We start from the raw sequence: 26,999 nt of genomic DNA on the forward strand, positions 1-26,999 counted from the left end.
TTATATATTGGGATATTCTTCGAGTGTAGGCTCTTCTATTAGTTCTATATTGTTTTTTCTTTCAGCGTACTCAACTATACATTGGATATAAAATAATACTATATAATTCTGAAAATGAGATCCACTTTACATTGGTTTGGTTTTCATCAGGGTTTTCAGGTGTTTTGGGTTTACTTCCTTCTTTTATCTTACATTCTAACATTAGATGCAAAGAATGAGTTTCACCAAATTTATTCGCATTCAAATGTGGGGCATATTCATAAACAAACGCTATTGAACCTACTTCCACATCAGCGCACGCTTCTTCCATTGCTTCTCTTTTCACCGCTTCAATAATCGATTCACCTTGTTCTACACCACCAGCTGCAAATTATAATGCACTCCATTTTCATCCTTAAATTCAATTAATAAAATTGAGTTATCTTCTATAATTACTGCACCAGCTCTTACTCTTATAGGATAATTCAAAAAAGCCCCCTTACGGAATATTTTTATCTAGTTTTCTTACAAATACGAGTTAATATTAAAACAAATGGTTAATTGGCATAAATTCTGTAGAAGTTAATTCAGTTTTTTTCACTATTCCATTAGAACTTTGAAATAAATATGCCTTACTAGCTGATTCTGCTTTTATAATTTTGTATTTATTATCTTTTTGTACAAAGGCACAATTGTTATCTATAGCTATACCAGGCAACAACTGTTGATTCATCTGTTTATCAAAACTCTCACTCCCCGCTTCATTATAGTGCGGGCAATGAATGGCTGGTATTAAACCTAACCCAATTGGTGTTTCCTTATCCCAATACCCTCGAGCATTAACTGCATCATCTCGTTCACTATGCCCCTCTTTAAACCAGCAAATAGCGCCTGCACTTAAGCCTGCCATTACTTTGTTTTTTCGGTATGCTTCAATAAGAATTTTATTCACCTTCTTTTCTTCCCAAACTTTTAACATTTTTATAGTGTCACCACCACCAACGTAAATAATATCTGCACTCAATAACTTTCTTTTAAGCACATCAAAAGAGAAGTTTTCTTTAATAAGATTTAAGACATCGACGTTACAATTAAGCTTCTTACCATAGAGCTCTTTAATTGCATTAGAATAGTTCTCATTGTCATTACTTGCTGTAGGGATAAATATTAAATCGGGATTTTGTTTATTTGCAAACTCCACGATAAATTTATCAATTAAAAAAGTTTCTCTAGAACTAACTTCCCCTCCACCAATTGCAACGACTTTTCCCATAGAAATACCTCCATGTGTTCTAGTTATTTTATGCAAGAATTTACTTTAAAAATCTATACCTTCTACTATGCTTTGTCATTATCCTTCCTAAGCTAAAAAACAATACCTCTAATTGAAGTATTGCCCTAATATTAATCGATTCATAATTCACTCTTTTCTTGCTTTATGTTATTTTATTAATAATAAACAAATAAGGAGCTGACCTCATGTTAATCGGTGGTATCGAAGCTGGTGGAACTAAATTTGTATGTGCAGTAGGAAATCAACACGGGGAGATCGTAGACAAAATAACTTTTCCAACGGAGGACCCAGAAAGCACATTACTTCAAGCAAAAGAGTTTTTTGATGTTCATTCAATTGAAGCTATCGGAGTGGGAAGTTTTGGACCCGTTGATTTAAACAAAGATAGTACAACATATGGCACTATTTTAAACACTCCCAAACAAAAATGGAAAAACTATCCTCTTTTAGACAAATTAAAACAAGATTATCAGATCCCTATTTTCTTAGATACAGATGTAAACGCAGCGGCTTTGGGAGAATACAAATTTGGCCAAGGAAGAAAAACAAAGAGCGTTCTATACATAACAGTAGGTACGGGAATTGGAGCAGGTTTCGTTAAAGAAGGTAGGCCCTATTTAGGAGAAAGTCATCCAGAAATGGGCCATATAATGGTTCAACAGAGAGTAGACGACATATTTGAAGGGTGCTGCCCTTATCATCAGACATGTTTAGAAGGTCTTGCTTCTGGTCCTGCTATCGAAAAACGTTATGGAAAAAAGGGGCATGAACTAGCTGCGGTTGACGGTGTTTGGGAACTTGAAGCTTATTATTTATCTCAAGCAATCATGAACTACATATTAGTATTGTCTCCTGGAAAAATCATATTAGGTGGCGGAGTTATGAAGCAGAAACAATTATACTCACTTGTACAGAGCAAACTGATTGAGTTATTAAATGGCTATATGACAATAGAAGAAATGGCTCAATTTATTGTAGCACCGTCATTAAATGATGAACAAGGAATTAAAGGAGCAATAGCCCTAACTTTAAGTTAACTTCTTCCTATACATACCCCCCCGTCTCAGTGACATCAAGTCGCATAGACGGGGGGTTATCGTGGAGAATTATATATCAACCCCTACCAAACGAGAATGGGCGGGGCTGATAAAAGAAAATCACTATTTAAATATGAGAAACAATAAACTCTGCTTTTCCGGAGAGCTGATATTCCTTAATTCCATTAGGCAAAATAAAATGGTCGCCTTTTTGAATAGATATCGCCTTCCAGTTCACTGTTATTTCTGCTTGTCCTTCAATGGCACTTATTTGTAAAAAATCTGCTTCCATCTTCAAACTTGATTTCCCACTTAACGTCCAATGATAAACGCTAAAATACTGTTCTTCTACCAATTTCTTTACTGCTAAATCTCCAAATACAGATATACTTTGCTCGACTTCAACATCCTGATGTGGGACGGTGGTCACTTCTTTGGAACGTTCCAAATGTAACTCTCGCTTTTGACCAGAGGCATCCACACGGTCATAGTCATACACTCGATACGTGATATCGGAGCTTTGCTGAGTCTCTAAAATCACAATCCCCTTGCCAATAGCATGAATCGTGCCGCTGGGAACATAAACAAAGTCACCGGCTTGTACTTTAATTCGCTTCAGTAAATGGTCCCATTGCCCATTTCCCATCATATCCTCAAGCTCTTCTCTTGTAGTTGCCTTATGTCCCAAAATTAGTTCTGCTCCTTCTTCTGCACTAAGGACATACCAACATTCTGTTTTCCCGTATGGAACCCCTTCAACCTCGCGAGCAAACTCGTCATTGGGATGAACTTGAACGGACAAATCATCGGCAGCATCTAAAATTTTGATTAATAAAGGATATTCTTCCTGATTGTCTTGCTCCTTATTAAATAATTGTCCGTGCTCGTTCCAAAGCTCGGCTAATGTTTTCCCTACCAATGGCCCGTTTTTAACTACACTCGGTCCATTAGGGTGAGCAGAAATAACCCACGCTTCCCCTGTTTTTTCAAAGGGAATCACATAATTAAACTCTGTACTTAATTTCTGTCCACCCCATATTCTTTCATGAAAGACAGGTTTTAAAAAAATAGGTTCCTCGTACATGCCTTACCTCCATCTTTAGTTATCACTAGCACAATATTAGCACATCTCTTAAAAAAGAAGACCCTTTGTTCACAGCAGTTTCTATTCTCCAAAGTAGTGCTTAAACAATTTGATTCAATAATTCATACGCCTCTTCTTTATTCGCTACACGAAGAAGTTGTTCTCTGAAAGTGTCATCCATCAACTTTCGAGATAGCATTTGTAAGATTTTCAAATGGTCATCTCCTGCACTTTCTTCTGGGATGGCCAGCATGAAGATAAGTTTTGCCGATGTCCCATCAAGACTACTCCAGTCAACGCCTTCCTGTTTAATTCCAAAGGCAACCGTTGGGCGTTTGACCGCTTTTGATTTACCATGTGGAATCGCAATGTTCATTCCAAGTCCTGTTGTACTCTCGGCTTCACGAGCTAAAATCGCTTGTTTAAAGTCAGATTCTGAAGTTAACACACCCGTCTTATCTAACTTCTTTATTAATTCATCAATGACATCATCACGAGTTGAACTAGTTAAATCCGTTTCAATTAAATCATAGCTCGTGATGTCAGTCAGTTTTTTTATCTCCACTTTCATATCTGTACCATTTGGCTCAACAACTTCTTCTCCACCAGCAACATTATTTTTGCTAGAATCAGAAGCTATCGGAGCAGGTTCTAGGTTTACGTCCTTTTTAAGAAAGTTCACCATTAATGCCGTAACGACCGAACCAATAATAGCTGCAACAAAGAACATAAGGACGTTGTCTACAGCCCCAAGTACTGCAACAATTGGTCCACCATGTGCAACCCTATCGCCAACACTGGCCACCATCGCAATTACAGAACCAACCATGGATCCAACCATAATACTTGGAATCACTCGTAAAGGATCTTGTGCCGCAAAAGGGATCGCCCCTTCCGTAATTCCAAAAAAGCCCATTGTAAAAGAGGCTTTTCCAGCTTCTCTTTCTTGCGGTCTGAATTTACGTTTAAATAAGAATGTAGCAAGGCCTAGACCAATTGGCGGGATACAAATAGCTACAGCGATTGGTCCCATAATTTCATAGTTCCCTTCTGCAATCATCGCAGAACCGAATAGAAATGCTACTTTATTAAAGGGCCCACCCATATCAACAGAAATCATTGCTCCAAGAATCAACGCTAAAATAATAGAACTTGTCCCTTGCATCCCTGCAAGCATTGAAGTTAATAGTTCAAAAATCTGAGCCACCGGGGCACCAATTACATATATAAATGCTAACCCTACAACGACTGAACCGATAATCGGTATAAAAATGATCGGCATAACTGGTTGAATCGCTTTTGGTACTTTAAGCTTTTTAATAGCTAATACGACATAACCGGCTAGAAACCCGGCAATAATCCCTCCGATAAATCCCGCTCCAGCTTCACTTCCGTAAAAACTACCATTTGCTGCAATGTACCCACCAATCATTCCTGGTACAAGCCCAGGTCTATCTGCAATACTAACGGCAATAAAACCTGCTAATATTGGAACCATAAACATAAAGGCTGTTCCACCAAGACTTTCAATCTGCTTCCAAACCGAATCTTCTGGTATCACAATTCCACCTGGGGTTTGGACTCCACCAAGCGTTAAAGCCAAAGCAATCAATAATCCCCCAACAACGATGAATGGTACCATATAAGATACTCCACTCATCAAATGCTTATAAATCGGATTTTCTTTTCGCTTTTCTTTTTTCACACTTTGAGTAGCTAAGTCTGCTTTATAAACCGGAACATCTCCGTTTTTGAAGCGATTAATTAACTCTTCCGGTTTACGAATTCCTTCTTGTACTCCTGTGACAATTACTTTTTTTCCAACAAAACGATCTTTTGACACTTCTTTATCTGCTGCGATAATAATACCATCAGCTTCTAGAATATCTTCTTCTGTCAACTCATTTTCTACACCAATCGAGCCTTGTGTTTCTACTTTTATCTCTATTCCCAGTGATTTTCCTGCTTTTTGCAAGTTTTCCGCAGCCATATAAGTATGGGCAATACCAACTGGACAAGCCGTGACAGCTAATATCTTCATCTTATTTCCTCCCAAAACAAAATTCATTTAAGCGCTTTCCTATATTATAATGCCTTTCCAAAACCTATATATTTTTTGTTTTTACCACTTATTTCGGTAAAAATAGTTTATTCAATAGACATTTTTCTCATTTAATAAAAAGAAAAAGAGCAGGTTTCCCCACTCTCTACAATGTTCTTCTCTTTAATATATCTAAAAATGCCTTTGCATCATTTACTTTTATTAGTTCCTGAACCATGGCTCCAGACTCATTAATGGCAACGATTTCTCCAATTGCTCCTCTTGTTAATTTAGAATCGTCATTAGATATTGCTAATAAAAAAACAACGGAGACTAGCTCATCTCCCCATCTCAGCGGTTCTTCTAAAGTAGCAACACTAATAGCTGATTTAATGATTAAATCTGGTTGTCCATGAGGAATAGCAACGCCACCACCAATTGATGTTGCTGATGTTCGCTCCCGAATTAAGGCACTGTGAGTAAAATTTTTATGAACATAACCTTGCTTATAAAGGGAATTCCCAAGCATCTCCACTACTTCAAAAGGATGTTCCTTTTTTATATGTAGGTGTACGATCTCGTGATTCACTAAGGACAAAAGGGAAGAGCCCTCTCCCCCATCTTTTTTCTCATTTTCATATTTCTCAAAAAATTGATTAAGCTTTTCTCTATCTCGTGACTCTAATAATGGCGAAATAACAATATATGGAATATGTAGATTTGGAAGATCAACCGTCGAAATCACCATATCCACTGATTGTTTATTCAAAAATTCATTTAAATCAGCTTTCCCAACACATCCAATTACATGAATGTCCTGATAATACTGCTCCATTTTGACTTCTAAAAGACGCGACATCCCTACTCCAAGGTGGCAAACAATTAAAAGTCTCTTTTTGTTCTCTCTAATCCCATCTTTTCGTTCAATCGAAGCTTGAAAATGAAGAACGAGATAAGCTGCCTCATCTTCTGGAATTATTAAATGATAGGTTTCTTTGATTTCCTGCAAGGCCAAAATAATCATATTAAAAATATAAGGATACATTTTTTTAATATCAACTAACAACGGGTTTGTAATGGCAAAACCAGATGTGATTCGATTTAAAACCGAATGTAAATGAATCATAAGACCTCTTTGAAGTAAAGGATCTGCTTCAAATCCTGCCATCGTTAAGCGGTCCGCCTTCTTGACTAAATCGCTTACTACTTTGACTAATAAGTCTTGCTCAACAAGTAAATCGTCCGGTCCTGCTTCTCTTTTTCTTTTGCTGCTAATTAAATGTAAGGTAAAATAAACCCGCTCATCCTCTGGAAAAGTGATTTTCAAATTACGTTCCAGCTGTTCAGTAAACCATTTTATATATTGATAATCCTGTTTTTGCTTTATCTTTCTCTTATCTACTTCAACAACACTTACAGAAGACCTTTGCCTAGTCCGTTTAATCATAATAAGAGCATGGACTAGTAAACTTTCCAGAGCACCATCGGCAAAAGGAATCGAAAAGCGACTCTCTAAGTTCTGTAATAGGTTTTTTACAATTGTCACTTCATATGGTGGGAATAGGTCCAATACATAGCCTTTATTCTCTAAAGTTACATTTAATTTGGTTAAATGAGCAAGTGCACTTCTCCGTTTGAGCTCTGTCCCTTGAATCGTGCTTCCTAACTTTTGTCTAGAGACCAATTCAATATCAAATCGATTTAACCATTTAGTTATTTCCTCTATATCTTTCTTTATCGTAGCCTTAGGAACATAATAACGCTCTGACAGTTTCTGTAAAGTAATAGGTTTATCACTCGTTAATAATTGATAACCTATTTCAACCAGCCTCTCTCCCTGTGTTTGAGATGCTTTTTGCCATATCATTTTAGACAATTGTGCTCGTTCGATTTGTTCGGCTTCAAGATAAACACCTACACCAGGTTTTCGAACGATCACGGCTTTTGAAACTTCTTGAAGAAAAACTTCAACCTGTTTCAAGTCATTACGAACTGTTTTCTCAGAACAGTCCAGTAATTCTGCCAAAGTCTGAACTTGCTGGACAGCTTCATTATGACCCCTCAATAAAATTTCTAATAATTTCTTTTGTCTTCCATTCATCTTAACACCTACTTTAAGACTTACTTCCTATATTGTATATGAACTGAAAGCGTTCGTATAGAAAGCAGCTAAAACATTATTAGAAATACGCTCAACTTGTGAGGGGAACAACATCACCTTAGATTGTGTGAATACTAGTGCTACTAATGGTTATTAAAAAACTTTACTTGTTCACCAATTAGCATTCTATAATACAAATTTCACAAATATTTATAATCTCAAATCCTTTTGTCATAACATTAAACTCATTATAAATTGTTCCCCAATTGGCCCCATTTTCCTCCGTCCAGTATCTTGGAAACCAACTTTTATATATAACTTTTGAGCTGCGGTATTTTTATGATTGACAGCTAATACGATTTCATTGTAGTGAGGAAATTCAGAAACAACAAATTCCTTTACTAAAGTCATTGCTTGTTTTGCATAACCTTTTCCTTGTTTCAAATGATTAATTGATAATGAAGTGAGCAGCATTGCCTTTCGGTTATCTGAGTAATCTTTTACTCGCTCCGTTACATGCAATAAAAAGAAGCCAACTGGTTCAGCATCATCAACTATCACAATTCGGTGCTGTCCTTCTATTACTTCTTGAAAATGAATCGGCAACGATGTAAATTGTCCCTGTTCTTCCGGCAATTTAAAAGTCTTTAAAACCTCTAAATCTTCATTTGAGAAGTGCTTTAATTGTATATAGTCCGTTTTTTTCATGACAATTTCCCTCTCCCATAAATTACAAGTAGTCTTCTTTTGGTGGTAAAGTTGAAACGTAAGAGTCTGGCTATTATGGTTATTATTTCAGTTCTTTTGATGATCGGTGGATTAATTATGATCAATTCCATCTATGCCTATCAAACCAAACATATAGATGCTCATTTTTTCTCAACACTTTGGTATTATGTAAAAATGATTCCCTTATTAATAACTCAACTTTCGCATTGAGAAAATCCATTCCACTAGTTGGCAGAGCGAAAGGGAAACTCCTAAACAAATGCCCTTGACACGTTTGAAAAGCGAGAACGCACTATCACACCAAACGGATAAACTGTGCAGTAAAAAAAATATGCCCTCCGGCGGTCGCTACCAAAACCATACTCCACGTCCTTGCCGAGAACCTGGCAAGCCTCCTCGGTACACCTGTGGGGTCTCGCTCCACGGTTTATTCCTGCGGGAGTCTCCGTATGGTTTTGTCCGCTAAGTGTAGGGGAGATGCTTGATGATAGGGCCATTCTCAATCAGCTATTTCTAACGCAGAAGGACCTTTTTCTTAACTTTGTTGGTTGTTGAACTAATTGGTTGTTGAACTAAATAGGTAATTGCCACCTATTTTTTCCTAAGTCTGCCGTCATGAAAAGACATGATTCAAATCGAAACCAGCTCGATCATCTAGCTAACATACAGAGCATCCACACTGATTTGTTTACAACTGTAACGGATTTAGTCATGGAAAGAGAAAAAACATTCTCAAGCTAATGTACGTTGAAGTCATGACTGTTTTTTTATTCAATGAGAAAACCGAACCTAGATTCGATTCCATGATCTAGCGGACAAACAGACACGGAGACTCCCGCAGGAATAAACCGTCCAATGAGACCCCGCAAGCGTGAAACGCTGAGGAGGCTCATGAGGTTCCTGCAGGACGCGGAGTGTCTGTTTGGGAGCGACAGCCGGAGGGCCTAATTTTAGTGAACAGATTTCTTCAACAGCCTACGAAGAGATGTGTTCAGACTGTCAACGATTGAACCGTTCATGTAAAGTCAATTTGAGTATTGTATCGCCCTAAAATCAATCTCTATCAACGGTTAAGAGTCAATCATACTCTGCGAAAGTTGAGTTAATAAGTTCAATGCTAATGGTTGGTTACGGAGTTAAATTTTTGGCAAAGAGTTTTAGCAACCTCACATTCTCACTTATTATTTCTAAAGGATTAGAGATTTTTGTAAGTGTTCTTATTGGCTATATATTTCTAAAAGAGGTTCCTACATGGCGAACTGGTATAGGAATTGGAGTCATCCTTCTCGGTTTTTGGATAGTTAAAGGGAAATAAGGAAAGAGCTTAATGGGAAGCCCTTTCCTTTTAAACATCCTAAGGAGGAGTTATAATAAATATTTTAACTCAATTACATTTGCGTGTAAACAAAAAAGTTTCCTAAGGTAAACTTTTTTGTTTTTTCTTGTATTGCTTGTTTTATATAGAATACTACTATGTAGAACACTTGAGCCCATCCCCCCCTCCGCTCAAGCATTTTTCTTCATCGCGAGCTTTACCGATAGATGAATCTCTTCTTTAAAAATACCTTTACTATTAAGAGCCAATAATTCTTCTTTAATATGACTCTCAAATTGATCGACTTTTCCTTTTAAAAATGACAGTTTTCCATAGGATGTAGAATACAAATTGCCAATGATTGAATCGATATCCCAAACTTGTTCATAAGGTTGGATTTGTTCGGTTTCTAATTCGAACTTGGAATGTGCTATCAATTCTTCGTAACTAACAGTCGGATGAGAAAAAGTAGTACTACCTGCTCTTCTTTCCTCTCCAAACCACTCCTTCACTACTTCATCAACCTTCTTCTGCCACAGTAACTTCTCTTGCTGAGGATTATAATTATCTATAATGGCAATTCCTCCCCCATCACTGACCATGTCATATAAAGTATCCAGCACCTTTGCTCTATCCATCCAATGAAACGCTTTCGCAATGGTTACGAGTTTAAAAGATTTTGTTTCCATATTTATGTACTTAAATAAATCACCATTAAACCACTCTAAATGATCTGCTCTTATTTCTTTACTAAATCGTTTTGCTTCTTGGATCATCTCTCGTTCGGGGTCTATTCCTAAAATACTATCGAACCAATCAGTAAAACGATAGGCTAATTGACCAGTCCCACAACCTAAATCGAGCATATGTCCTTGGCCATTTAATGAAAACTTCTCTATTAAATATCTAACTAATGCAGCCGGGTATAATGGTCTATAACGAGAATAATAATAGGCTGTTCCTTTAAATAAATCATTACCGTAATCATTCATTACTTGTTCTCCTCCTATTTAAAGTTTCAAGTACACTGGCCGCTCACTCTAAACTATCCATGTCGATTTCGTTTTGAAGCTCATACTGATCAAATGTCTCGATCCACTTAAAGCTCTTACTTTCTTCATCCCACTCAAAAACGGTAAATTCTCCCCAAGAATAAATGACAATCTTGTTATCTCCTAATGTGAATATTTGCTCATCATTGGAATAGGTTTCAATCTGACTTGGAAACTGTTGCGGATAGTAATGATCAGATGAATTACTACCTAATACTAATAAAATTAAACAAATTAAAATACCTATTAAAATTCCTCGATTAGGATTTTCTTTCATATTAGACTCCTTTCAAAACCTATTAATTTGAAAATATTTCCTATTATATCATATCAAAATCGTTAAATAGATCCGTTTTCCACTAATTTGTTCATATATAATTTGGTGATTTTTATATAAGGGTCTACTACACAATGGACGGAAATTACGTAAATCCGACATTTATGCTCTTCAAAAGTCGGAACTTCTTTTTCTATTTTTGTTATGCTATATCGCATGATTAACTTATAAAAAACAAGGGGGAGCATAATTTGACTTCTATATCGTTAAAGTTAAATTTCAATACCGCAGCTGAGGATGCCGCGTACTTTTATACAAAGATATTTAAAAACTCAGCCATCGTTCAAGTCACTCGTTTTCCAGAAGAGCGAAAAGATTGTATTAAATGTGGCATAGACCCTGCACAGGCAGGAAGTGTGATGAATGTAGATTTCACTATAGGGAGCACATCCGTTACAGCATTAAACGGTCGAACAGGTCCAGAATATGAATTTAATAAATCAATCTCCTTATCCGCACAATGCGAGAATCAAGAAGAATTTTATGAGATCTATCAGCAGCTTTCTACTTCAGGTGATATTGTTGTACCTCTTTCTAAAGATGAACTTTCTGAACCTTTCGCCTGGGTGAAAGATAAATTTGGGATTTACTGGAAACTTATTATATCGGTCGATACTCAACAACAGGTTGTTCCTCATCTTTTTTTCTCAAATGATCAGCAGCTTAAAGAAGCCTTAGCTTTTTATCAGTCATTATTTCAGGAGGTTCAAAGCGCTCTACACTCAATAAAAACCTATCATCAAAATGAAAACGATGAGGTTTTTTTTCACTTAAAGAATCAGCAGTTTATAGGGGCTTATACAAATGAAACACTTCCCCCCTTTACTGAAGGAATATCATTTATTATAGTTTGCCGTACTCAAAAAGAAGTTGATAACTTTTGGAAAGCTCTCTCAAAAGAAGGAAAAGGTCTGTATCGTGAAGCTAGTGCCTGGTTAGAAGATAAATATGGAGTTTGGTGGCAAATCATTTCCCTTGACTTAGCCACCATGATGGAAAATGAAAATGGGTTAGAGAAAGCAATTGAAGAGATGGGAAGCAACTTGTTAATTAATGTAGAAAAAATGCAGAATAACAACGATTGATCACAAATGGTGAGATGTCAAACCTAAGACATCTCACTTTCCTCTAATTTGGTCGAGGAGAACCTTCCCATTTTGAATAAAAAAGAGGCTTGTTAGCTCAATTCACTCACAAGACCCCATTTTATATGTATTTAAAGTTAACATTACTATTTATCCTTCTTCCTTCAAAAACGCTGACTATATACATTAATTCTTACCCTTGACAGGAATCCATATTTCCAGTTTTGTTTCATCAATAGGCTTCACAATCTCAGGGACTTCTGCTAATTCATAACCTGAGCTCGGAAACCAATCGGTATATACTTTTTCCCATGTATTTAATAAAGCCTTTGGCATCTCACCTTCTGCAATAAATACAGCCCATATATTCGCCGGAATGTTTATTTGCTCAAAGGTAGGAGAACATGGACTAGTTGTAGAAACAGCAATATAGTAATCAACTTCTCCTGTACCCTTTGTTAAAGACATATGTAAGACACCTGAAAATGCAGTATTATCAAACGGCTTAAGCTCATGTTCAATCTCTTCTAAATGCTCCCATATTGCCGGGTTGAATTCAGAACCGTTATATGCCACCGTTTCCTTTTTACCTACTACAGTAAAAGCTTCTTTTTCAACAAATCGATAATCCATAGCATCATCCCCTTTGATAGAAATTTGGAAGCTCATTCGAGGAAAAGTTTTTAGTGGTACTTCTCTACTTTTAACTTTGCTTGGAGTCACCCCATGAAGCGCTCGAAACGCTCGAGAAAAAGAATCAGAGGATTGATAACCATACTTTACAGCGACATCAATTACTTTCTTTCCTTTTTTCAAGTCAAAAACAGCTAAAGTTAAACGTCTTCTACGTACATATTCTGATATAGATACACCCGCTACTAAGAAAAACATTCTTTTAAATTGATGTTCTGGGAGACAAGAAATCTTCGCTAGTCCTCCATAATCAAGGTCATTATCCAAATGCTTTTCTATATATTCTACTGCTGTGTTTAAATTAATTAATAAATCCACTTTTAAAGCTCCTTATGTTAAAGAATATCAAACCAAAGTAATCAATTTGGAGTTTTGGGTTCATCTAGAATATGACTATATACCTTTCTTATTCTTCTCCGTTTTTCTAAAAAAACCATATTCCATCTATCCACCCATTACCTCTAATGATGTAAACCAAATTCGTTAAATATCAAAATTTCTCCAACTCCCCCATTTCCTAATTTAGCCACTTTACAACCGTTAAGATCGTACTATACGACTAAACTAGAGAAAAGCTATCATATGCTTGGTCTTTCAAAAATAATTTCAAAATACGAAGCCGAACCATAGCCAGAGGTAGCTGGTGCGAATATTTGAATAAACCTCCAGCCATCATTCGCATGCTCGGTAATGATTTCTTGGTAATTTTCTTTTGGTGTACTATTCCATTTACTTAGTTCCACTTTGACAAATTTATATTCGAACATTTTTCAGACCTCCCGCAAGAATCACTTTAATTGTTATACGTAAAGATCAATTTTTAGTTTCCGAATAATTGGTCATTTCACTTAATAAATTCCCCATTTTAATGTCTTTAAAATGAATCACCATTTGATTAAATTTGTTCTTTTCCTCGAGAAATGGACTATGGTTGCTATAATCAAATGTATGTAAAATAGAGTTAGGTAAATTTGCGTCAATTTCTTCTGAAAATACATAAGGACATTGAGCATCATGCACACCACAGTAAACAAAGACTGAAATTTTAACCTTTTTTAATTGCTCAACCAAATCATAGGTAGGTAATTCTTCATAAGAGTAATAATCTAATCGTTTCGCTATCGTTCTACCACTGCTTGGCTTCTTAAAGTACTCCTCCCTTTTTTCTGGTTGATACAAAGACATGTTTGACCATTCAGTACTTGCACTTATTCTTTCCTCTCGATTGTCAGAAGTCTTTAAAATAGCTAAAACTTCTAATACCCTTTTGTTCAATGGTGATTTTGAACAATACATGCTACCAGGGTGTTCCATATATTTTTTGGATGCTGCGGCCCCTCCCACTATCAATTTCGTTAAGGACTCCTGTGCAAGGATTCCATATTTTAAACCTAACATTCCCCCAGTTGAATGCCCACCGAAAGCCCATTTGGAATAGCCAAGTGCTACTCTTATCGCTTCTAAATCAAACACGGTTTCTTCCATACTCAGTAAATGGTCATCTTCTGCCTTACATGATTGACCTGTTTCTCTTAAGTTCACTAAGATGACCTTGAAATAATCGGTAAATTCATCAGCGAAGTAAGCTCCTAACTCATTGAATTCACTATACAAATGAGTAATACATATTGGTTCACCTTTACCTTTCGCGAAAACTTCAAACTCTCCTCGAGCTGTTTGGATCATTTCTTTTTTCCACATGATGGCTTCCTCCTTAATACTTTTATAATGTTCCACGTTGACAGTATTACACCATTACATAACGAGCCATATTTTCACTTTTTCCCTCTAATCAAACTCAACCACTTTTGAATACCATTCCCAATAAGCTACCCCCTGAGCTATTATCATTCTTTCTAACCAAGTTTTTAAATCACAATTCAGGTTTATTGTTTCAATCGAATGTAAGAGCATATTTCCTTTAATGCTTTGCTTCCCTTTAGAATGATCAAGTAATAATGTCCCGAAATCCGTCATATATCCAATTGGGTAACAGCTTTTCAAAAAGTAATGAATATCACAATAACCTTCCATTAAATGTTTTTCATGAATCATTTCCTCAATTGAATATAAACTAAAAGAATCGCCATATTCATCAGTAAAAAACTTTGCTCCATTATGTACTAATAGAAAATCTCTATATTCTTGCGGTAAAGTTAAATTATACTTGGAGATTAAATGTTCTAACTCATGATGAGTAATAGGTTCATTAAATATAAAGCCCATTTTAGGTATCACTTCTGATGTACGGTGGACATGTAATAAGTTATTTTCATCTAATCTTAGTTTTAATGCTTTCAAAACATCCTCTACCCTCAACTCCTTCATCTTCATTCCCCTCCCCATATGAAAACTTTCATAAATACCTTCTGAAAACATTCTAAAATTCCTCTTTTTATTTGCTAATTTAATAGTCAGTTCAGTATGAATCCATGAAACACCGTTCGCAGGATTTAAATAGCCATTAACTATTATCAGTAAGTTAATGGCTATTTGGAGCGAATCATTTGCAGAGACTGTATGTTATTTGTACTGTAATCTTTTGATTGCGAATATTCTATTACATAAAATCGGTTATTCGTACCCTAATCTTGGGGTCACATGTTTTTCATTACCTATAACCCTTTATCCGTACCCTAATCTCAGGATCACAAACTTTACGTTACATATAATCGCATATCCACACGCCACACTCGCTTCCGTACTCAATGACTCTTCATCAACAAATAAATAAAATACGGTGCTCCAATCGCGGATACAACGATTCCGGCTGGGATTTCAGAAGGGGACAGAAAAATCCTACCGATCATATCAGCGAAAATCATTAACAACGCTCCGACTAAAGCAGCAGTTGGTCATCGTTGTAACCAACACTTTTAGCAACCACTTTTAGACGTTGATTCGAATAGAGTAATTCCTTTGACCTTTTCATTCTTATTTGCGTGAGATAGTGACTCGGCTTCACCCCAACATAAGCTTTAAAGATTTTTGCGAAATTCGTTGGACTTAACCCAAACCATTCTGCGAGTCCCTTGATCGAAATCTCTTTCATATAATTTTCATTGATATATTTCACGATTCGTTCGATTACTATATGAGTGTCACCACATTCTTTTTGTCTCTGCCTATTTGATACAATGGTATACATCACTTCTTGAAAACGAATTCGTTGCCTCCACTCTTGCAAAGGATCTTCGGTCTCTTTGTTTTCATCGATTTGCTTTAACAAAGTCAGAATTTGTGAAGTGTCTTTAATAGAAACTTCCCCTTCGTCTAAAAATGGGAAAGACGCTTGCATAGGGGCCCCACCTCCAAAACACTGATAGAAAAAGGGAATGGCATAAAACCGAACAGGTTCTGTACAATCAACGACTCCTTCGACTATTTGTCCGGGAGCTAACAAAAAGACCTTCCCTTGCTCCACGACATACGTTCTTTCATTACAAGTTAATCGTCCTTTTCCAGAGATGATATAAATGAGCGTATGCTTTGAAACATATTTACGCTTCATTTCCGAACCCGGCTCATAATGTTTATAATGAATCTCAGAATAGACAAACATTGTATTCTTCAGTTGAGTCAGTTCCCTCTTCGTTAACATCATGTAACTTCCTTTCAAAGAAAATCCAAATGATATTGATTCTCATTATCTAACAGTCATTTTACTTGATGACAGCCAAAAAAAGAAGCTTTTCTCAGGGAAAAGCTCCATTTAAATACTGGAAATGACTAGTTATTCATTATATTCTCTTTAAAATATTTAAATTTATCTATCTCAATAATTCGACTATTTGGGACAAGTGGACTCTTTTTCATTTGTAAAGCTAGCCGATTCAATAGCTGAAATAACTGTTCACTTTCCTTCGTATCACGATTAAATTCTACCCCATATCGGTAAGTGTTCCTCTCCACCTCTTGTCTCCAAACAATACAACCAGAAGCCCTTATATGCTCTCCTAAAACCTCGGTCTCAAATTGATAAATAATCTCTTCATTTACAGCTAAACATAAATGTGATAAGAAACAAATCCCCCCAAGTCCAATATCTTCAATGACCACCTCCGAATAGCCTAATTTAATATCTTTATCTTTTATTTTGATAATCGTCATTTGTGAGCTTAGAGGAAAAGGAAGAATGATCCGGAAAAATTTTCTTCTATTCTTATAATTTATTTCAATTTCATAACTAGTTAAGGCTAACTTTGGCTTTCGGAGGTACTTCTCAAACTCATGTATAGGGACCGGTTTGCTATAAATAAAACCTTGTATTTCATCACAATCTTGCTGTTTTAAGAAAGTCAGCTGCTCATGTGTTTCGACTCCTTCAGCCACTACTTTTAAACCTAGACCATGTCCTAAGCGAATGATTGACTTTACAACAGTAGCTTCAGATTCATTCGTCGTAATATTCCGAATAAAATGCCGATCTATCTTTAAGACATCTACCTTAAATTGCGTTAAATAAGCAAGCGAAGAATAGCCCGTTCCAAAGTCATCTAATGACACTTTTATCCCTAATTTCTTTAATTCGGCAATCGTTGATTCGACTAAGTCTTGGTTATTCAAAATAGATGTTTCTGCAATCTCTATTTCTATCCATTTCCCATCTACTTTTGTTCCCTTAAGAATTTGTTGAATATTATCAATTAAATTTGATGCTGAAAACTGATGAGCTGAGATATTGATAGAGATTGGAACAATCGGAGCTCCTCCAAGTTCCCATGCTTTTATTTGCTTACAGGCCGTTCGTAAAACCCAATATGTCAGTGGGAATATAAGTCCAGACTCTTCCGCTATTGAAATAAAATCTTTCGGTAAGACCATCCCCCATTCCGGATGTCTCCAACGAACAAGTGCTTCTGCCGCTATCATTTTTCCAGAATCTGCTTGCACTCGTGGTTGATAATACAATTCTAACTTGTTTCCTTCAATCGCCATACGCAGGTCTTTTTCAAGCGAAAACCTTTTATAACTGTCGATATCCATGTCCGGATGATAAATTCGATATGTATCTCGACCTTGTTCTTTTGACCGATATAAAGCGATATCAGCTTTTTTTAATAAGGATTGAACATCTGTACCATGTTGTGGATAAAAACTGATTCCTAAACTAACCGTTACATAAAATTCATGATCAGATATCTTAAAAGGACATTCTTCTAAATGAGTAATAAAATCTTTAACTATCTTATCTACCACTTTTTCGGTCTGGAACTGCTTATCTAAAATGACGGCAAATTCATCGCCTCCTAGCCTGGCAATAAATCCTTTTAAACCCATTTGTTGAATTAATGTTCCAGCCATTTGTATGACTAATTGATCACCGATATGATGTCCCAATGTATCATTAATATTTTTAAATCGATCCATATCTAATGAGATCAAAGCAAAGGAGCTTTTGTTTTGATTCGACTCCTCTATTATTTGTTGTAACTTCTTTTCAAAATACCTGCGGTTAGGTAAATCTGTTAAAAAGTCATGAAAAGCAATATAATCAATTGATCTCTCAAAGCTTTTGCGCTCAGTAATATTAAATGAATAACAAATTAACCCCTTATTCCAAGGTATCACTCTAACTTTTAGCCATACATTCGCTGGTTTAAAATATTCTTCAAACACAACGGGAACTTGTTTTGCCATTGCCTGATGTGCGTACTTACTAAAATTACTATCTACTTTTGATTCAGGGAATAAATCCCAAAGAATATTACCAATAAGCTCATCATTTGTTTTCCCAACAAACCTCTCAACTTTATGATTGACGTATATAATACACCAATGTTCGTCTAAGACCAGAACTCCTTCTGTTATATTTTCCAATATAGCAAAACTTGATGATAACTGTTGAATATATTTAGTTGACACTCCATTATCTTTTGAATCATCCCTTTTTTGGACCATATCCCTGAGCCTCCTTCTCGTTTTTATAAAAAAAGTGACCCACTCGAAGAAACCGAGCAAGCCACTTTTAAAAATAAGCACTAATGTGGGAATTCGGTAACTGGCTGACATAGGATCAAGATCCGTTAGTCCCTATAGCTTTGCGTCCCCACCTTTCGATGAGTTTGCCTTTATCAATTTGAAACCGTTTTATACCTACTTACATTATAGGTATTTTTACCCACTATAACAACCATTAATTAACTATAAAGATGTAAATTTCCCAATATTACTCTCTCTTCTCTCAGGGATAAAAGAAATTGGGTTTATAGACTGACCTAGTCATTTGAGACAGTAATAAAACACCTTCTTAGGCTGCCATATCACCAAACTCTATTGGTGTGTGGTAGCCTAATTTTTCTTGGATACGCTCTTCGTTATAATACCTCATAAATTGATCTACACGATCCTTTACTTCTTCTAAAGACAAAGAATTGAATTTAACATACTGAAATTCTTCTGATTTCAGGTTCGAATGGAAAGATTCAATGACAGCGTTGTCCCAACAGTTTCCCCGGCGTGACATACTACTGACTAAATGCTTTTCTTTTATCCGATTTTGATAAGCATAAGAAGAATAGACACTTCCTTGATCGGAATGGATGATGACTCCTTTAGGGTTCCCTCGCTTTTCTAGTGCTTCATCCAAGGTATCAATCACCAAAGGGATTTGTTGATGAGTATAAAGCTTATAAGCAACGATTTGATTATTAAACAAGTCTATGATCGTTGATAAATATAAGGTGTCTGGACCATATTGAATGTAGGTAATATCCGTTACCCACTTTTGGTTAGGCTTGCTTGCGTGAAACTCTCGCTGTAATAAGTTTGGCGCGATAACGACAGATTCCCCTTGAGCTTTCCACCTTCTTTTTTGCTTGACTCTACATTGAAGGTGGTATTTCTGCATGATCCGTTGAACGGTATTGCGGTTTAATTTGATCAGATAGTCACGTTTTAGTAGCTCCTTGATTTTACGATGACCATATCGATACTTTGTTTTTTCACAAAGGTAAATAATCGTTTCCTCTTCCTTAGACAACTCGACTGATTGCGCAGATGCCCAGCGATAATAGGTGGATCTGGGAACATTTAAAGCTGATAAAATAGCTGATACTGTATATTTTTTTCGTAAAGTCTGGACTAGTTGGAGGACGATTTCTTTCTCAACTCCTTTTCGATCTCCAAATACTTTTTTAAGATTTCATTTTCCTGTTTTAAGTGATTCATTTGACGTTCTTTCTTCTCTTCATTACTTGAACTGTCAGGCCCATGACCATATGAATATTGTTTTCCTATTGGTTGTTCGAATCGATGAACCTGATTTTCACGATACCACTTCATCCACGTTTTGATTTGGGATACATTTTTAATCCCATACTTCTCCATGATCTCACGGTTAGTAAACTGACCACTCATCTTATCTTTCACAACTGACCACTTAACCTCATTTGAATATACGTTTTTGCCCATGCAAAAACACCTCCGAATTAGTACTTTGTTTAAGTGTACCATTTCGAAGGTGTTTTATAGTGTCCCAATAATTTAGGTTAGTTTATTATAATAAAAAAGTGATGTAGCTTTTTGTGCTCATCACTTTTTATATAAATTGTTTTCAATTGCTAAGATAGCTATTTATCGTTCTGTAATCCCTACTTTATTTATATGCTTGTATGGCTATACTTAAGCCTTCACAATCCCTACCACATTGCTTTTCGGAATAGTTGGGTCATGTTTGACGATAAACGCTTTTGAAAAACGGCTATGGTATGTTGATTCATGTGACTTTGGCGTTAAAATAATGAGTTTTCGTTGCAACTGTTCCACATATAAATCAAATACTTTTACTTTTCTATTTTCATCTAACGCACTATCAAACTCATCAAGGACAATAAAACCTGGGGTCGTTTGTAAGTTTTGTAGGAGTGCTAAAGCAAATAGAAGGGAACTAAGTGATTCTTCTCCACCAGATACCCCTTTTCCCACTTTCCCCCCACGTGCTTTGACACTTACATCCTCTAAGGCTCCTTTATGCCCTTCTTTTCTTGCTTTAATGTATAGTTTAAAAAGTGTCCGTTGTCTTCGGTCCTCATAGGATTCCCAACTAACATCCCCTTCAAATTGAAATTCATTCATATACATTTTAAAGCGCTGTTGAATTTCTAGAACTCGCATGTTTATCGTGATCTCTAGGTTATTCTTTAGCTCTTGTGTCCGTGCTGTATCTTGCTCAAGCAATAGCTTTGTTCGATTATACTCATTAGCTAATCGCTCATATTCCTCATTTATCGTTTCATAGTTTGCCTCTGCTGCTGGGTCAATCCCATCTTCAGAGCGGGCCCAATCGAAATTAGCTTTCCCTAATTCACTGTTATTACGTAACTTCGCAAGCGTTAATAACTCCCCACCTTCTAACTTAGATGAGCACTCATCATAAATTTCAGCAACAAGGCCCTTCATTTCATTCAGCTCTTGGATACATTTGATTATCTGTTCTTTGTTTAGTTCTAAATCTTCTTGATAGCTTTGGAGCTGATTTCCTTTAGCTTTTATTCTATCGTGCACCGAATCAATTTGATTCTTGGATTCCACTGCTTTTCCGTTCCAACCGTCTAATCTTAGCTTCTAAAGCCTCTTCTTGTTGATCCAGTTCTTTCGTAAGTTGCTTTTGCTCGTCCAAGTCGTTTCGATCACTTGCCGTTCTTTCCCTTAAGCTATGAAGCTTTTCGTATTTATCTGACATTTGTCCAAGCTCTTTATAAAACTGTTCTTCCTTTTCTAATTCATTCAGTACATTTTCTTGCTCGATTTTCTGATGGATTAACTTTTCTTTTTTCACGTCCAACTCTCTTTGCTCGGACTCCAATACTTCCTTTTGTTCAATCTTTCCAGCTAACTTTTCCAATCGTACTCTTCGTTCTTCTTCCAACGTCATAAACGCCTCTGATTCCTTCACACGATGTATAATGCTATTCAAGTCCCGGAGAGCTTTAGTAGACTGTTCCATGCTCTCATCTAATTTTATTTTGTCTTCATTAGCTAGTTTAATCTGCTGGATGACCACTTGTTTTCTCGCCAGTAAAGCTTTGTCACTTAAAATAAAACGCTCTTTTTCTTGCGGACCTCTATATCCTAATGAATCAACTAAGATTCCATTTTCAATCTTTACTTCCCCTTGGACAAACAGTTGTTCAATCCACCATAAGGCTTTCATCGCTAAATGCTCTTTTGCACCCATTCCACTTTTGATCTTTAAATGAAGCGAAGAGAGATGAGTGACGGAACGGTCAGGAATTAACTTCATTAGCGGGACATGATAAAGATCATTTGGTGGTTTAATGCTCTTCCCTTCAAAAAATATCGTGTATTTGATCGCATCAAACCGATGTTCATCCTTTAGTTTCGCCTGTTCATCTAACTCTACTAATTCACGAAGAGGGTATGCTTCGATTCTTTTCGTTTTAAAAAAATTCAATGAATCTATTTGTCTCTCTGATAAATCACGGTTTTGCTCTAACTGTTTTAGTTCCTGAGATAACTCAGTTAATCTTCTTTCTATATCAATATGTTCGTTTCGATTGGTCTTTAATTCGTTTTCTAATCTCTCAATCTTATTCTGCACAACGTAACTACTCTTATAGGTTGCTAATCGCTCTTCGTGAGTAAGGGCCGCCTCTTTATCAACTTGTATTTCTTGTTTAAGGCTTGTTATCTCTTCAACAACCGCTTGCCATTCAACGGACACTTCATCTAGCCTCTTTTTGACTAAATTAAATAACTCAGCTGTTTCTTTTTGAGCTCTGTTCAAAGCCTCTAATTCACCGTAGACTTGTTCTTCTGTTCGACGAATATATTGTTTTCGCTCCAAAATAACAGATAGTTCTTTCTCTAATCGATTTATAATATCTTCATTTTCTTTAATCGTTTCAGTTAATCGATTCTCTTTCTCTCGTTCGGTTTCTAACCTTTGCGAGAGTAACTCATTCTCACTCTTGCCTTTTTTTAATTCGAATCTATTTTGTTCTTGCTCGTTTTCTTTAACTACTAAAAGCTCCTGTTCTTCTTCAATCTCACTGCTTATTCGTTCCATAATATCTTCAAACTGTTCTTTTTCCTTCTGATAATGAACTTCTAGGTGCAATAAAGATTCTATATAAAGCTTAGCACCCGATTCTAAGCGCTTTTTATTATCCAAAAAACGGTCTAAAGCATTTTTTGATAAAGAGAGTAATTGCTTTTTTTGTTTCATATTAATCTCAGCAGAGCCTAATGTTTCTTTTGTATCCTTTAACTTCTCCATACTTTCTTCCCAGTTTTGTTGTACTCGGTCGATTCCATGCATTTCACTGAAGATCCGAAATCGCTCTTCTGGATTCATGACCGCAAATTGATTGACTTCCTGCTGGTACCAAATTAAATAAAATAAGTCAGGAGCAATTTTGTATTTTTGCTCGAGTGCCTTTTTATAAGCAGTAAAATTATTAAATCGGTCTCCTGAGGTAAATTTAACAGGGACTTCCCACTGATCGATTTCCTCTCCCGCATAAATATAGAACTCTTTTTTGATTGGTTGTCCTGGCTCTTGAACGATGTGCAAAGAAAATTGAATATAGGTAGGGGCATCTATTTTCATTGCTCCTTCATTTTTAAAAAGGAGAGTAATCTTTCCCCTCCACGTCTGCTGCTCTGGTAAATTACGAGATTTTAACCCTTCAATATCTACTTTCGATGAATACAATACAGCTCCCATACAAAATGTGATCGTTGATTTACCAGCTCCATTTGGTCCAGTTATCATGACATGATGATCTTTCTCGGACAAATCTAGTTGCGTTGGCTCATAATCGCGGATGCCTGAAAAAGTTAAGCGCCACGGGATCATTCGGATTCCCCTTCCTGATAAAGATTATATCGTTTAAAAAACTTCATAACCTCGTCCTTATTTAATTGGTTGGATTGACTAAATTCCGTTGAGCGTCGTAAAAAAGAATCCGAAAACAAGTGAACACCGATCGCCGTTAAAGCATATGCTTTTTCATGAGAAGAAGTTTCAAAGTCTTCAATTGCACCGATTTTTTTCAAAGGATCAAGATTAACTAAAATTCGTTGATTGGCCTTCGTTGATTCATGCCCAAACGCATTTAAAAGTTGATCAAATAACGTAAACTCATGCTGAAGGACCTCTTGTTGATAGAACATATAGAGTAGAATCACTAAGCTTTCTTTTGTCAGTGTGTTTCGGGCCGCCCTTGCTGGTACACGCATCAACACAATCACTTGATCTCTTCGTTCATCATAAATAATTTTAAAATACCTGCTGACCGCTTGATTTAATCTTGTGATAAAGGAATAAAATTCTTTATCGTCCCCTTGAATTTCTAATTGCTTTTCCACTTCTTTTCTAGACAAACCAAAATTCCCACCACGGATAGATGCAGAGGAAGAAAACAGGATATTCATAAAAGCCAGCTCTTCCTTTTCTGATAATACCCCCTTTAAGGATTGCAACACATTAAGAGGGTTCACATTTGTTTCCTCTTTTTCTTCCGTTATTGGCCTATTATCATTCTGCTGACTTGTTCGTTGTTCGCTTCCTGACGACTTTCGCTCTGTCTGCATCTTTCAACCACTCCCATTCTCTATCATACACAGGCACTCTTGCTCCCTTTTTTTCATTCGAAATCGATATTTTTTTATTTCCAACTAATGCCGAAATCGCGGTCATCGCATTAATAGCGTCACTCCAATTCACCGAGGTCGCTTCAATCACGACTTGCTCCATTGGTGCCTCTTCTTGTTTTTCTATATACTTTTCTATTTTTTCGGTCTCGATCATTTCTTTCATCATTAACCAATTGGCACTATTCAATAATTCTTCGACATCTTCTTCAGAGATGAGCTCTGTGGAATAGATGAGTTCCTCCTCTTCTTCTTCCAGCGGAGCTTCAATCGGTTCATACGTTTCAAGATAATGTATCCCCTCTTCAATGGCTATTGGTGACAATGGTGCTGCAAATTTCACCGGAATCCATAGGCCATCAATTGCTTCATCTTCGTATTGATTTTGTTCCATAAAACTTAGAAGTTGATGGGCATTTGGAACGTCCGAATCTAATGGAGGGGCAAACATCTTCGTAATAAATTCCCTTACTTTTTCAGGTTGGATATTCGAGGAAAGAGGGGTTTCCTGCATATGTGTAAATTTCAAAAACTTACTTATCATACCAACGCTTAAATTGGTTCCTTCCGCAAGTACTCCTGTTCCCTTCTGCATAAGGGATGAGAGGACTAGACTTTCCTCCATCGTTTGGAATTGACGAAAACGCTCCTTAAGTTTGATATCTAAATCTTCCATCAGCCCATGAATGAGCTCCAGTTGTGGTAAAGCATTCCGGTCAGCTAACATTTCCAGCTCTCGTTCTTTCATTAATTGAATCGCATTTTCGACATTTCGAATAATACTGGCAATCTTGTTTCCACCAGATATCCCTTTGTCATCATAGGCTTCACTAAGCTCTGCATCTCGCCTTGCCTGAAACAGAGAACGACCAATATCATCATGTTTATAATAAGCAAGTGAATCATTCGCAAGTCGGATGAGCATATCCATCATCCGCTTTCCTAAATCCCTCATTTTCAGTTGTTTCGATTGCTTCGACATCCAATTGTTGTTAATTAAAATACGAATAACCTGTTCCACTCTCTTTTTAGAAGGAGGCGATTCATCATTAAACTTATTTTGGTACCGATAAAAAACCGTTTCTTCATTTTCAATCGGGTCATCAAGCCCAAGTGCCTCTTCATTAATAAGCTGGATGATTCTTAAAAAACGTAGAATCTCTCCGGGTGATTGAAAAGCGTCTTGTGAACCCAAGTCCTTTAACACCCCTGCTAACGAAGCAATGTCTCGCATCGACTGAGAGACCTCTGGCTCTGATTGATTCGCTGTAAATATGGAAGTTAATGAGTGATCCATCTAACCCAGTCCTCCTTTCCTCCTAACACTTGCTCTTGTTCAATGGAGCGCTCTCCTAATAATGTCTCCATATACTTTTCAAATTCTTCTATCTCCGTCATAACGTTGTGCCTATCGGTAATCCATTTATACTTCATGTCAAAATCGTTTGAACACGCTTGAAACAACTCTTTACTAATTTGGAACCCATCCTTATCATAATCAGACCAGAAAATGACCTGTTTAAGAGAACCGTTAGCAAGCAGTTGTTGAATGCAGTGTCTGTGAGACGTTCGTAAATGACCATCTACACAGACCATGAGGGTGTTCATTTCTTCAAGAAATCCCTTTTCAGAAGCTACTCTCGTTAATATCGCTCGATTTTCTACAAGCCATAATGTCGTTGCCTTCGTTTGATAGTTTTCCTCTGTGATCGCTAAGTCGGTTAAACTATGCACAGGACCATATGAATAAGAAGAGTATGTGCCATTTATATCTCCTGAAAAATAGAGTGGCGTTATTTTTCCAAGACTCGTGAGACCGAGATTAACAATCGGACATTCAGCCCACTCCTCTAATTGGGCAATAAATTCTTCTTTGTTCGAATCAAATACTTTTGAACCACCAATTTCCTTATAATAACTTGCCCCCACTTCTTTCCAATCAAAATTATCCTTTTGTTTCGAGAGTTGAAGGGTAGCAAGAGCAAAATGAAGAAATTTAATCCGCTTTTTCAAACTCCATTTATGTGGAAATGGAAGAGCGGTTTGCACGGCATCAATGTCATTATGTACTTGTGAGACTAGTGACTTTTCTAATAGCTTTGAAACTTCTTTTCTCTTCGAATGCTGCTTCACTGGCATCGTTTGTAAAATTTCGTTCAGTTTTTCCTTCCATAGATTAAACTCTTCTATACTAGCGACTCTATTTTGATTCGAGATATGTTCAAAATAGGCGAATAGTCGATACCCCATCCGATAATCACTCGATTGAATCGTTTTTTCATCTTTTTCAAAACGCACTTCCTTCATAATCCAGCCTTGCTCAAGCCACTGAAGGGTCGTTCTATCATAATCATTAAGTTGAACCCTTTTTTTAGGTGTTAAGTTCCATTTTTCAAGTTTGGGCTCTGGTCTCTTATCAGCAGCTGGATAAACAGTCGGAGAGAGCATTAATTCTCCAACTTTCCGATAAGTCCGTGCGGTTTTCTTTACCATTTCTACTTCTATAAATGGAGACGATTCCTCAGCCAAACCCTTAATCAGTAACTCTTCCCCTTTTTTCAGGACATATCTCTCAATAAAGTTCTTAATGGATTGATCGATCATTTTAATGCCTCCGTATTGTTACTATTGCT

22 protein-coding genes, 2 pseudogenes and 1 riboswitch are annotated in these 26,999 nt (G+C 36.5%); of the genes and pseudogenes, 3 read left to right on the forward strand and 21 right to left on the reverse strand.

The annotated features are described in order from the left end of the window. Together AA0017_RS14800 and AA0017_RS14805 are read right to left on the reverse strand one after the other, a co-directional pair. Positions 1-468 (reverse strand): annotated as a pseudogene (locus AA0017_RS14800) (NUDIX domain-containing protein). A 55-nt stretch (positions 469-523) separates the two neighbouring features. Beyond that, positions 524-1,252, reverse strand: coding sequence for a Type 1 glutamine amidotransferase-like domain-containing protein (locus AA0017_RS14805; RefSeq protein ID WP_413375604.1), 729 nt, complete (start codon positions 1,250-1,252; stop codon positions 524-526). A gap of 206 nt (positions 1,253-1,458) precedes the next feature. On the opposite strand from AA0017_RS14805, the gene AA0017_RS14810 reads away from it, so the two are divergent. Then, positions 1,459-2,310 carry an ROK family protein gene (locus AA0017_RS14810; protein ID WP_413375606.1) on the forward strand — a complete coding sequence of 284 codons (852 nt, stop codon included), beginning with the start codon at positions 1,459-1,461 and terminating at the stop codon, positions 2,308-2,310. A 127-nt stretch (positions 2,311-2,437) separates the two neighbouring features. Here AA0017_RS14810 and manA read toward each other — a convergent pair whose 3' ends face one another. From manA to AA0017_RS14830, 4 genes are all read right to left on the reverse strand, one after another. Then, positions 2,438-3,394: a mannose-6-phosphate isomerase, class I gene (gene manA, locus AA0017_RS14815; RefSeq protein ID WP_413375609.1), complete on the reverse strand. Its 957-nt coding sequence runs from the start codon at positions 3,392-3,394 to the stop codon at positions 2,438-2,440. A gap of 100 nt (positions 3,395-3,494) precedes the next feature. Further along, complete coding sequence (locus AA0017_RS14820; protein ID WP_413375611.1) at positions 3,495-5,435, reverse strand: fructose-specific PTS transporter subunit EIIC; 1,941 nt, start codon at positions 5,433-5,435, stop codon at positions 3,495-3,497. 166 nt (positions 5,436-5,601) lie between these two features. Then, positions 5,602-7,536: a BglG family transcription antiterminator gene (locus tag AA0017_RS14825; RefSeq protein ID WP_413375613.1), complete on the reverse strand. Its 1,935-nt coding sequence runs from the start codon at positions 7,534-7,536 to the stop codon at positions 5,602-5,604. Between the two features lie 231 nt (positions 7,537-7,767). Next, on the reverse strand, positions 7,768-8,244 hold the full coding sequence (locus AA0017_RS14830) for a GNAT family N-acetyltransferase (RefSeq protein ID WP_413375615.1): 477 nt from the start codon (positions 8,242-8,244) through the stop codon (positions 7,768-7,770). A gap of 51 nt (positions 8,245-8,295) precedes the next feature. On the opposite strand from AA0017_RS14830, the gene AA0017_RS14835 reads away from it, so the two are divergent. Further along, positions 8,296-8,475, forward strand: a complete 180-nt coding sequence (locus AA0017_RS14835; protein ID WP_413375617.1) for a hypothetical protein — start codon at positions 8,296-8,298, stop codon at positions 8,473-8,475. Positions 8,476-9,771: 1,296 nt separating this feature from the next. On the opposite strand, the gene AA0017_RS14840 is transcribed toward AA0017_RS14835, so the two are convergent. Together AA0017_RS14840 and AA0017_RS14845 are read right to left on the reverse strand one after the other, a co-directional pair. Continuing rightward, positions 9,772-10,572, reverse strand: a complete 801-nt coding sequence (locus tag AA0017_RS14840) for a class I SAM-dependent methyltransferase (protein WP_413375619.1) — start codon at positions 10,570-10,572, stop codon at positions 9,772-9,774. Between the two features lie 43 nt (positions 10,573-10,615). Further along, on the reverse strand, positions 10,616-10,909 hold the full coding sequence (locus AA0017_RS14845) for a hypothetical protein (RefSeq protein ID WP_413375621.1): 294 nt from the start codon (positions 10,907-10,909) through the stop codon (positions 10,616-10,618). Between the two features lie 251 nt (positions 10,910-11,160). Here AA0017_RS14845 and AA0017_RS14850 point away from each other — a divergent pair, with 251 nt between their 5' ends. After that, on the forward strand, positions 11,161-12,054 hold the full coding sequence (locus AA0017_RS14850) for a VOC family protein (RefSeq protein ID WP_413375623.1): 894 nt from the start codon (positions 11,161-11,163) through the stop codon (positions 12,052-12,054). A gap of 186 nt (positions 12,055-12,240) precedes the next feature. Here AA0017_RS14850 and AA0017_RS14855 read toward each other — a convergent pair whose 3' ends face one another. From AA0017_RS14855 to AA0017_RS14915, 13 genes and pseudogenes are all read right to left on the reverse strand, one after another. Next, the gene (locus tag AA0017_RS14855) at positions 12,241-13,065 is read right to left on the reverse strand and encodes an AraC family transcriptional regulator (RefSeq protein WP_413375625.1); all 825 of its coding nucleotides are present in this window, start codon (positions 13,063-13,065) and stop codon (positions 12,241-12,243) included. 260 nt (positions 13,066-13,325) lie between these two features. After that, a complete protein-coding gene (locus AA0017_RS14860) occupies positions 13,326-13,514 on the reverse strand; it encodes a DUF4177 domain-containing protein (RefSeq protein ID WP_413375627.1) in 189 nt (62 codons plus the stop codon). 46 nt (positions 13,515-13,560) lie between these two features. Continuing rightward, positions 13,561-14,448: an alpha/beta fold hydrolase gene (locus tag AA0017_RS14865; protein ID WP_413375629.1), complete on the reverse strand. Its 888-nt coding sequence runs from the start codon at positions 14,446-14,448 to the stop codon at positions 13,561-13,563. A gap of 87 nt (positions 14,449-14,535) precedes the next feature. Beyond that, positions 14,536-15,075, reverse strand: coding sequence for an SMI1/KNR4 family protein (locus AA0017_RS14870; RefSeq protein ID WP_413375631.1), 540 nt, complete (start codon positions 15,073-15,075; stop codon positions 14,536-14,538). 377 nt (positions 15,076-15,452) lie between these two features. After that, positions 15,453-15,602: pseudogene (locus AA0017_RS14875) on the reverse strand (iron chelate uptake ABC transporter family permease subunit); the annotation flags it as partial. Beyond that, entirely contained in the window at positions 15,587-16,351 is a 765-nt protein-coding gene (locus AA0017_RS14880; RefSeq protein ID WP_413375633.1) for an AraC family ligand binding domain-containing protein, read from the reverse strand. The pseudogene AA0017_RS14875 and the gene AA0017_RS14880, both read right to left, overlap by 16 nt. Before the next feature lie 125 nt (positions 16,352-16,476). After that, on the reverse strand, positions 16,477-18,648 hold the full coding sequence (locus AA0017_RS14885) for an EAL domain-containing protein (protein ID WP_413375635.1): 2,172 nt from the start codon (positions 18,646-18,648) through the stop codon (positions 16,477-16,479). Between the two features lie 92 nt (positions 18,649-18,740). Continuing rightward, positions 18,741-18,827: riboswitch (cyclic di-GMP riboswitch) on the reverse strand. Between the two features lie 170 nt (positions 18,828-18,997). After that, a protein-coding gene (locus AA0017_RS14890) for an IS3 family transposase (RefSeq protein ID WP_413375637.1) occupies positions 18,998-20,160 on the reverse strand; the annotation gives its coding sequence in 2 pieces (ribosomal slippage) (positions 18,998-19,884 and positions 19,884-20,160; 1,164 coding nt in all). 210 nt (positions 20,161-20,370) lie between these two features. Next, on the reverse strand, positions 20,371-21,279 hold the full coding sequence (locus AA0017_RS14895; protein WP_413375639.1) for a hypothetical protein: 909 nt from the start codon (positions 21,277-21,279) through the stop codon (positions 20,371-20,373). After that, entirely contained in the window at positions 21,257-23,569 is a 2,313-nt protein-coding gene (locus AA0017_RS14900) for an AAA family ATPase (protein ID WP_413375641.1), read from the reverse strand. Before AA0017_RS14900 ends, AA0017_RS14895 begins: the two co-directional genes overlap by 23 nt. Next, positions 23,566-24,306 (reverse strand): hypothetical protein, encoded by a 741-nt coding sequence (locus AA0017_RS14905; RefSeq protein ID WP_413375643.1) that lies wholly within the window; start codon positions 24,304-24,306, stop codon positions 23,566-23,568. The genes AA0017_RS14900 and AA0017_RS14905 overlap by 4 nt, the downstream gene beginning before the upstream one ends. Then, positions 24,251-25,663: a hypothetical protein gene (locus AA0017_RS14910; RefSeq protein WP_413375644.1), complete on the reverse strand. Its 1,413-nt coding sequence runs from the start codon at positions 25,661-25,663 to the stop codon at positions 24,251-24,253. The genes AA0017_RS14905 and AA0017_RS14910 overlap by 56 nt, the downstream gene beginning before the upstream one ends. Further along, a complete protein-coding gene (locus AA0017_RS14915) occupies positions 25,648-26,970 on the reverse strand; it encodes a DUF2399 domain-containing protein (RefSeq protein WP_413375646.1) in 1,323 nt (440 codons plus the stop codon). Before AA0017_RS14915 ends, AA0017_RS14910 begins: the two co-directional genes overlap by 16 nt. Positions 26,971-26,999: the final 29 nt, after the last annotated feature.

The organism is Alkalihalobacillus phoenicis, from assembly GCF_047302405.1.
Lineage (GTDB): Bacteria > Bacillota > Bacilli > Bacillales > Bacillaceae_D > Alkalihalobacillus.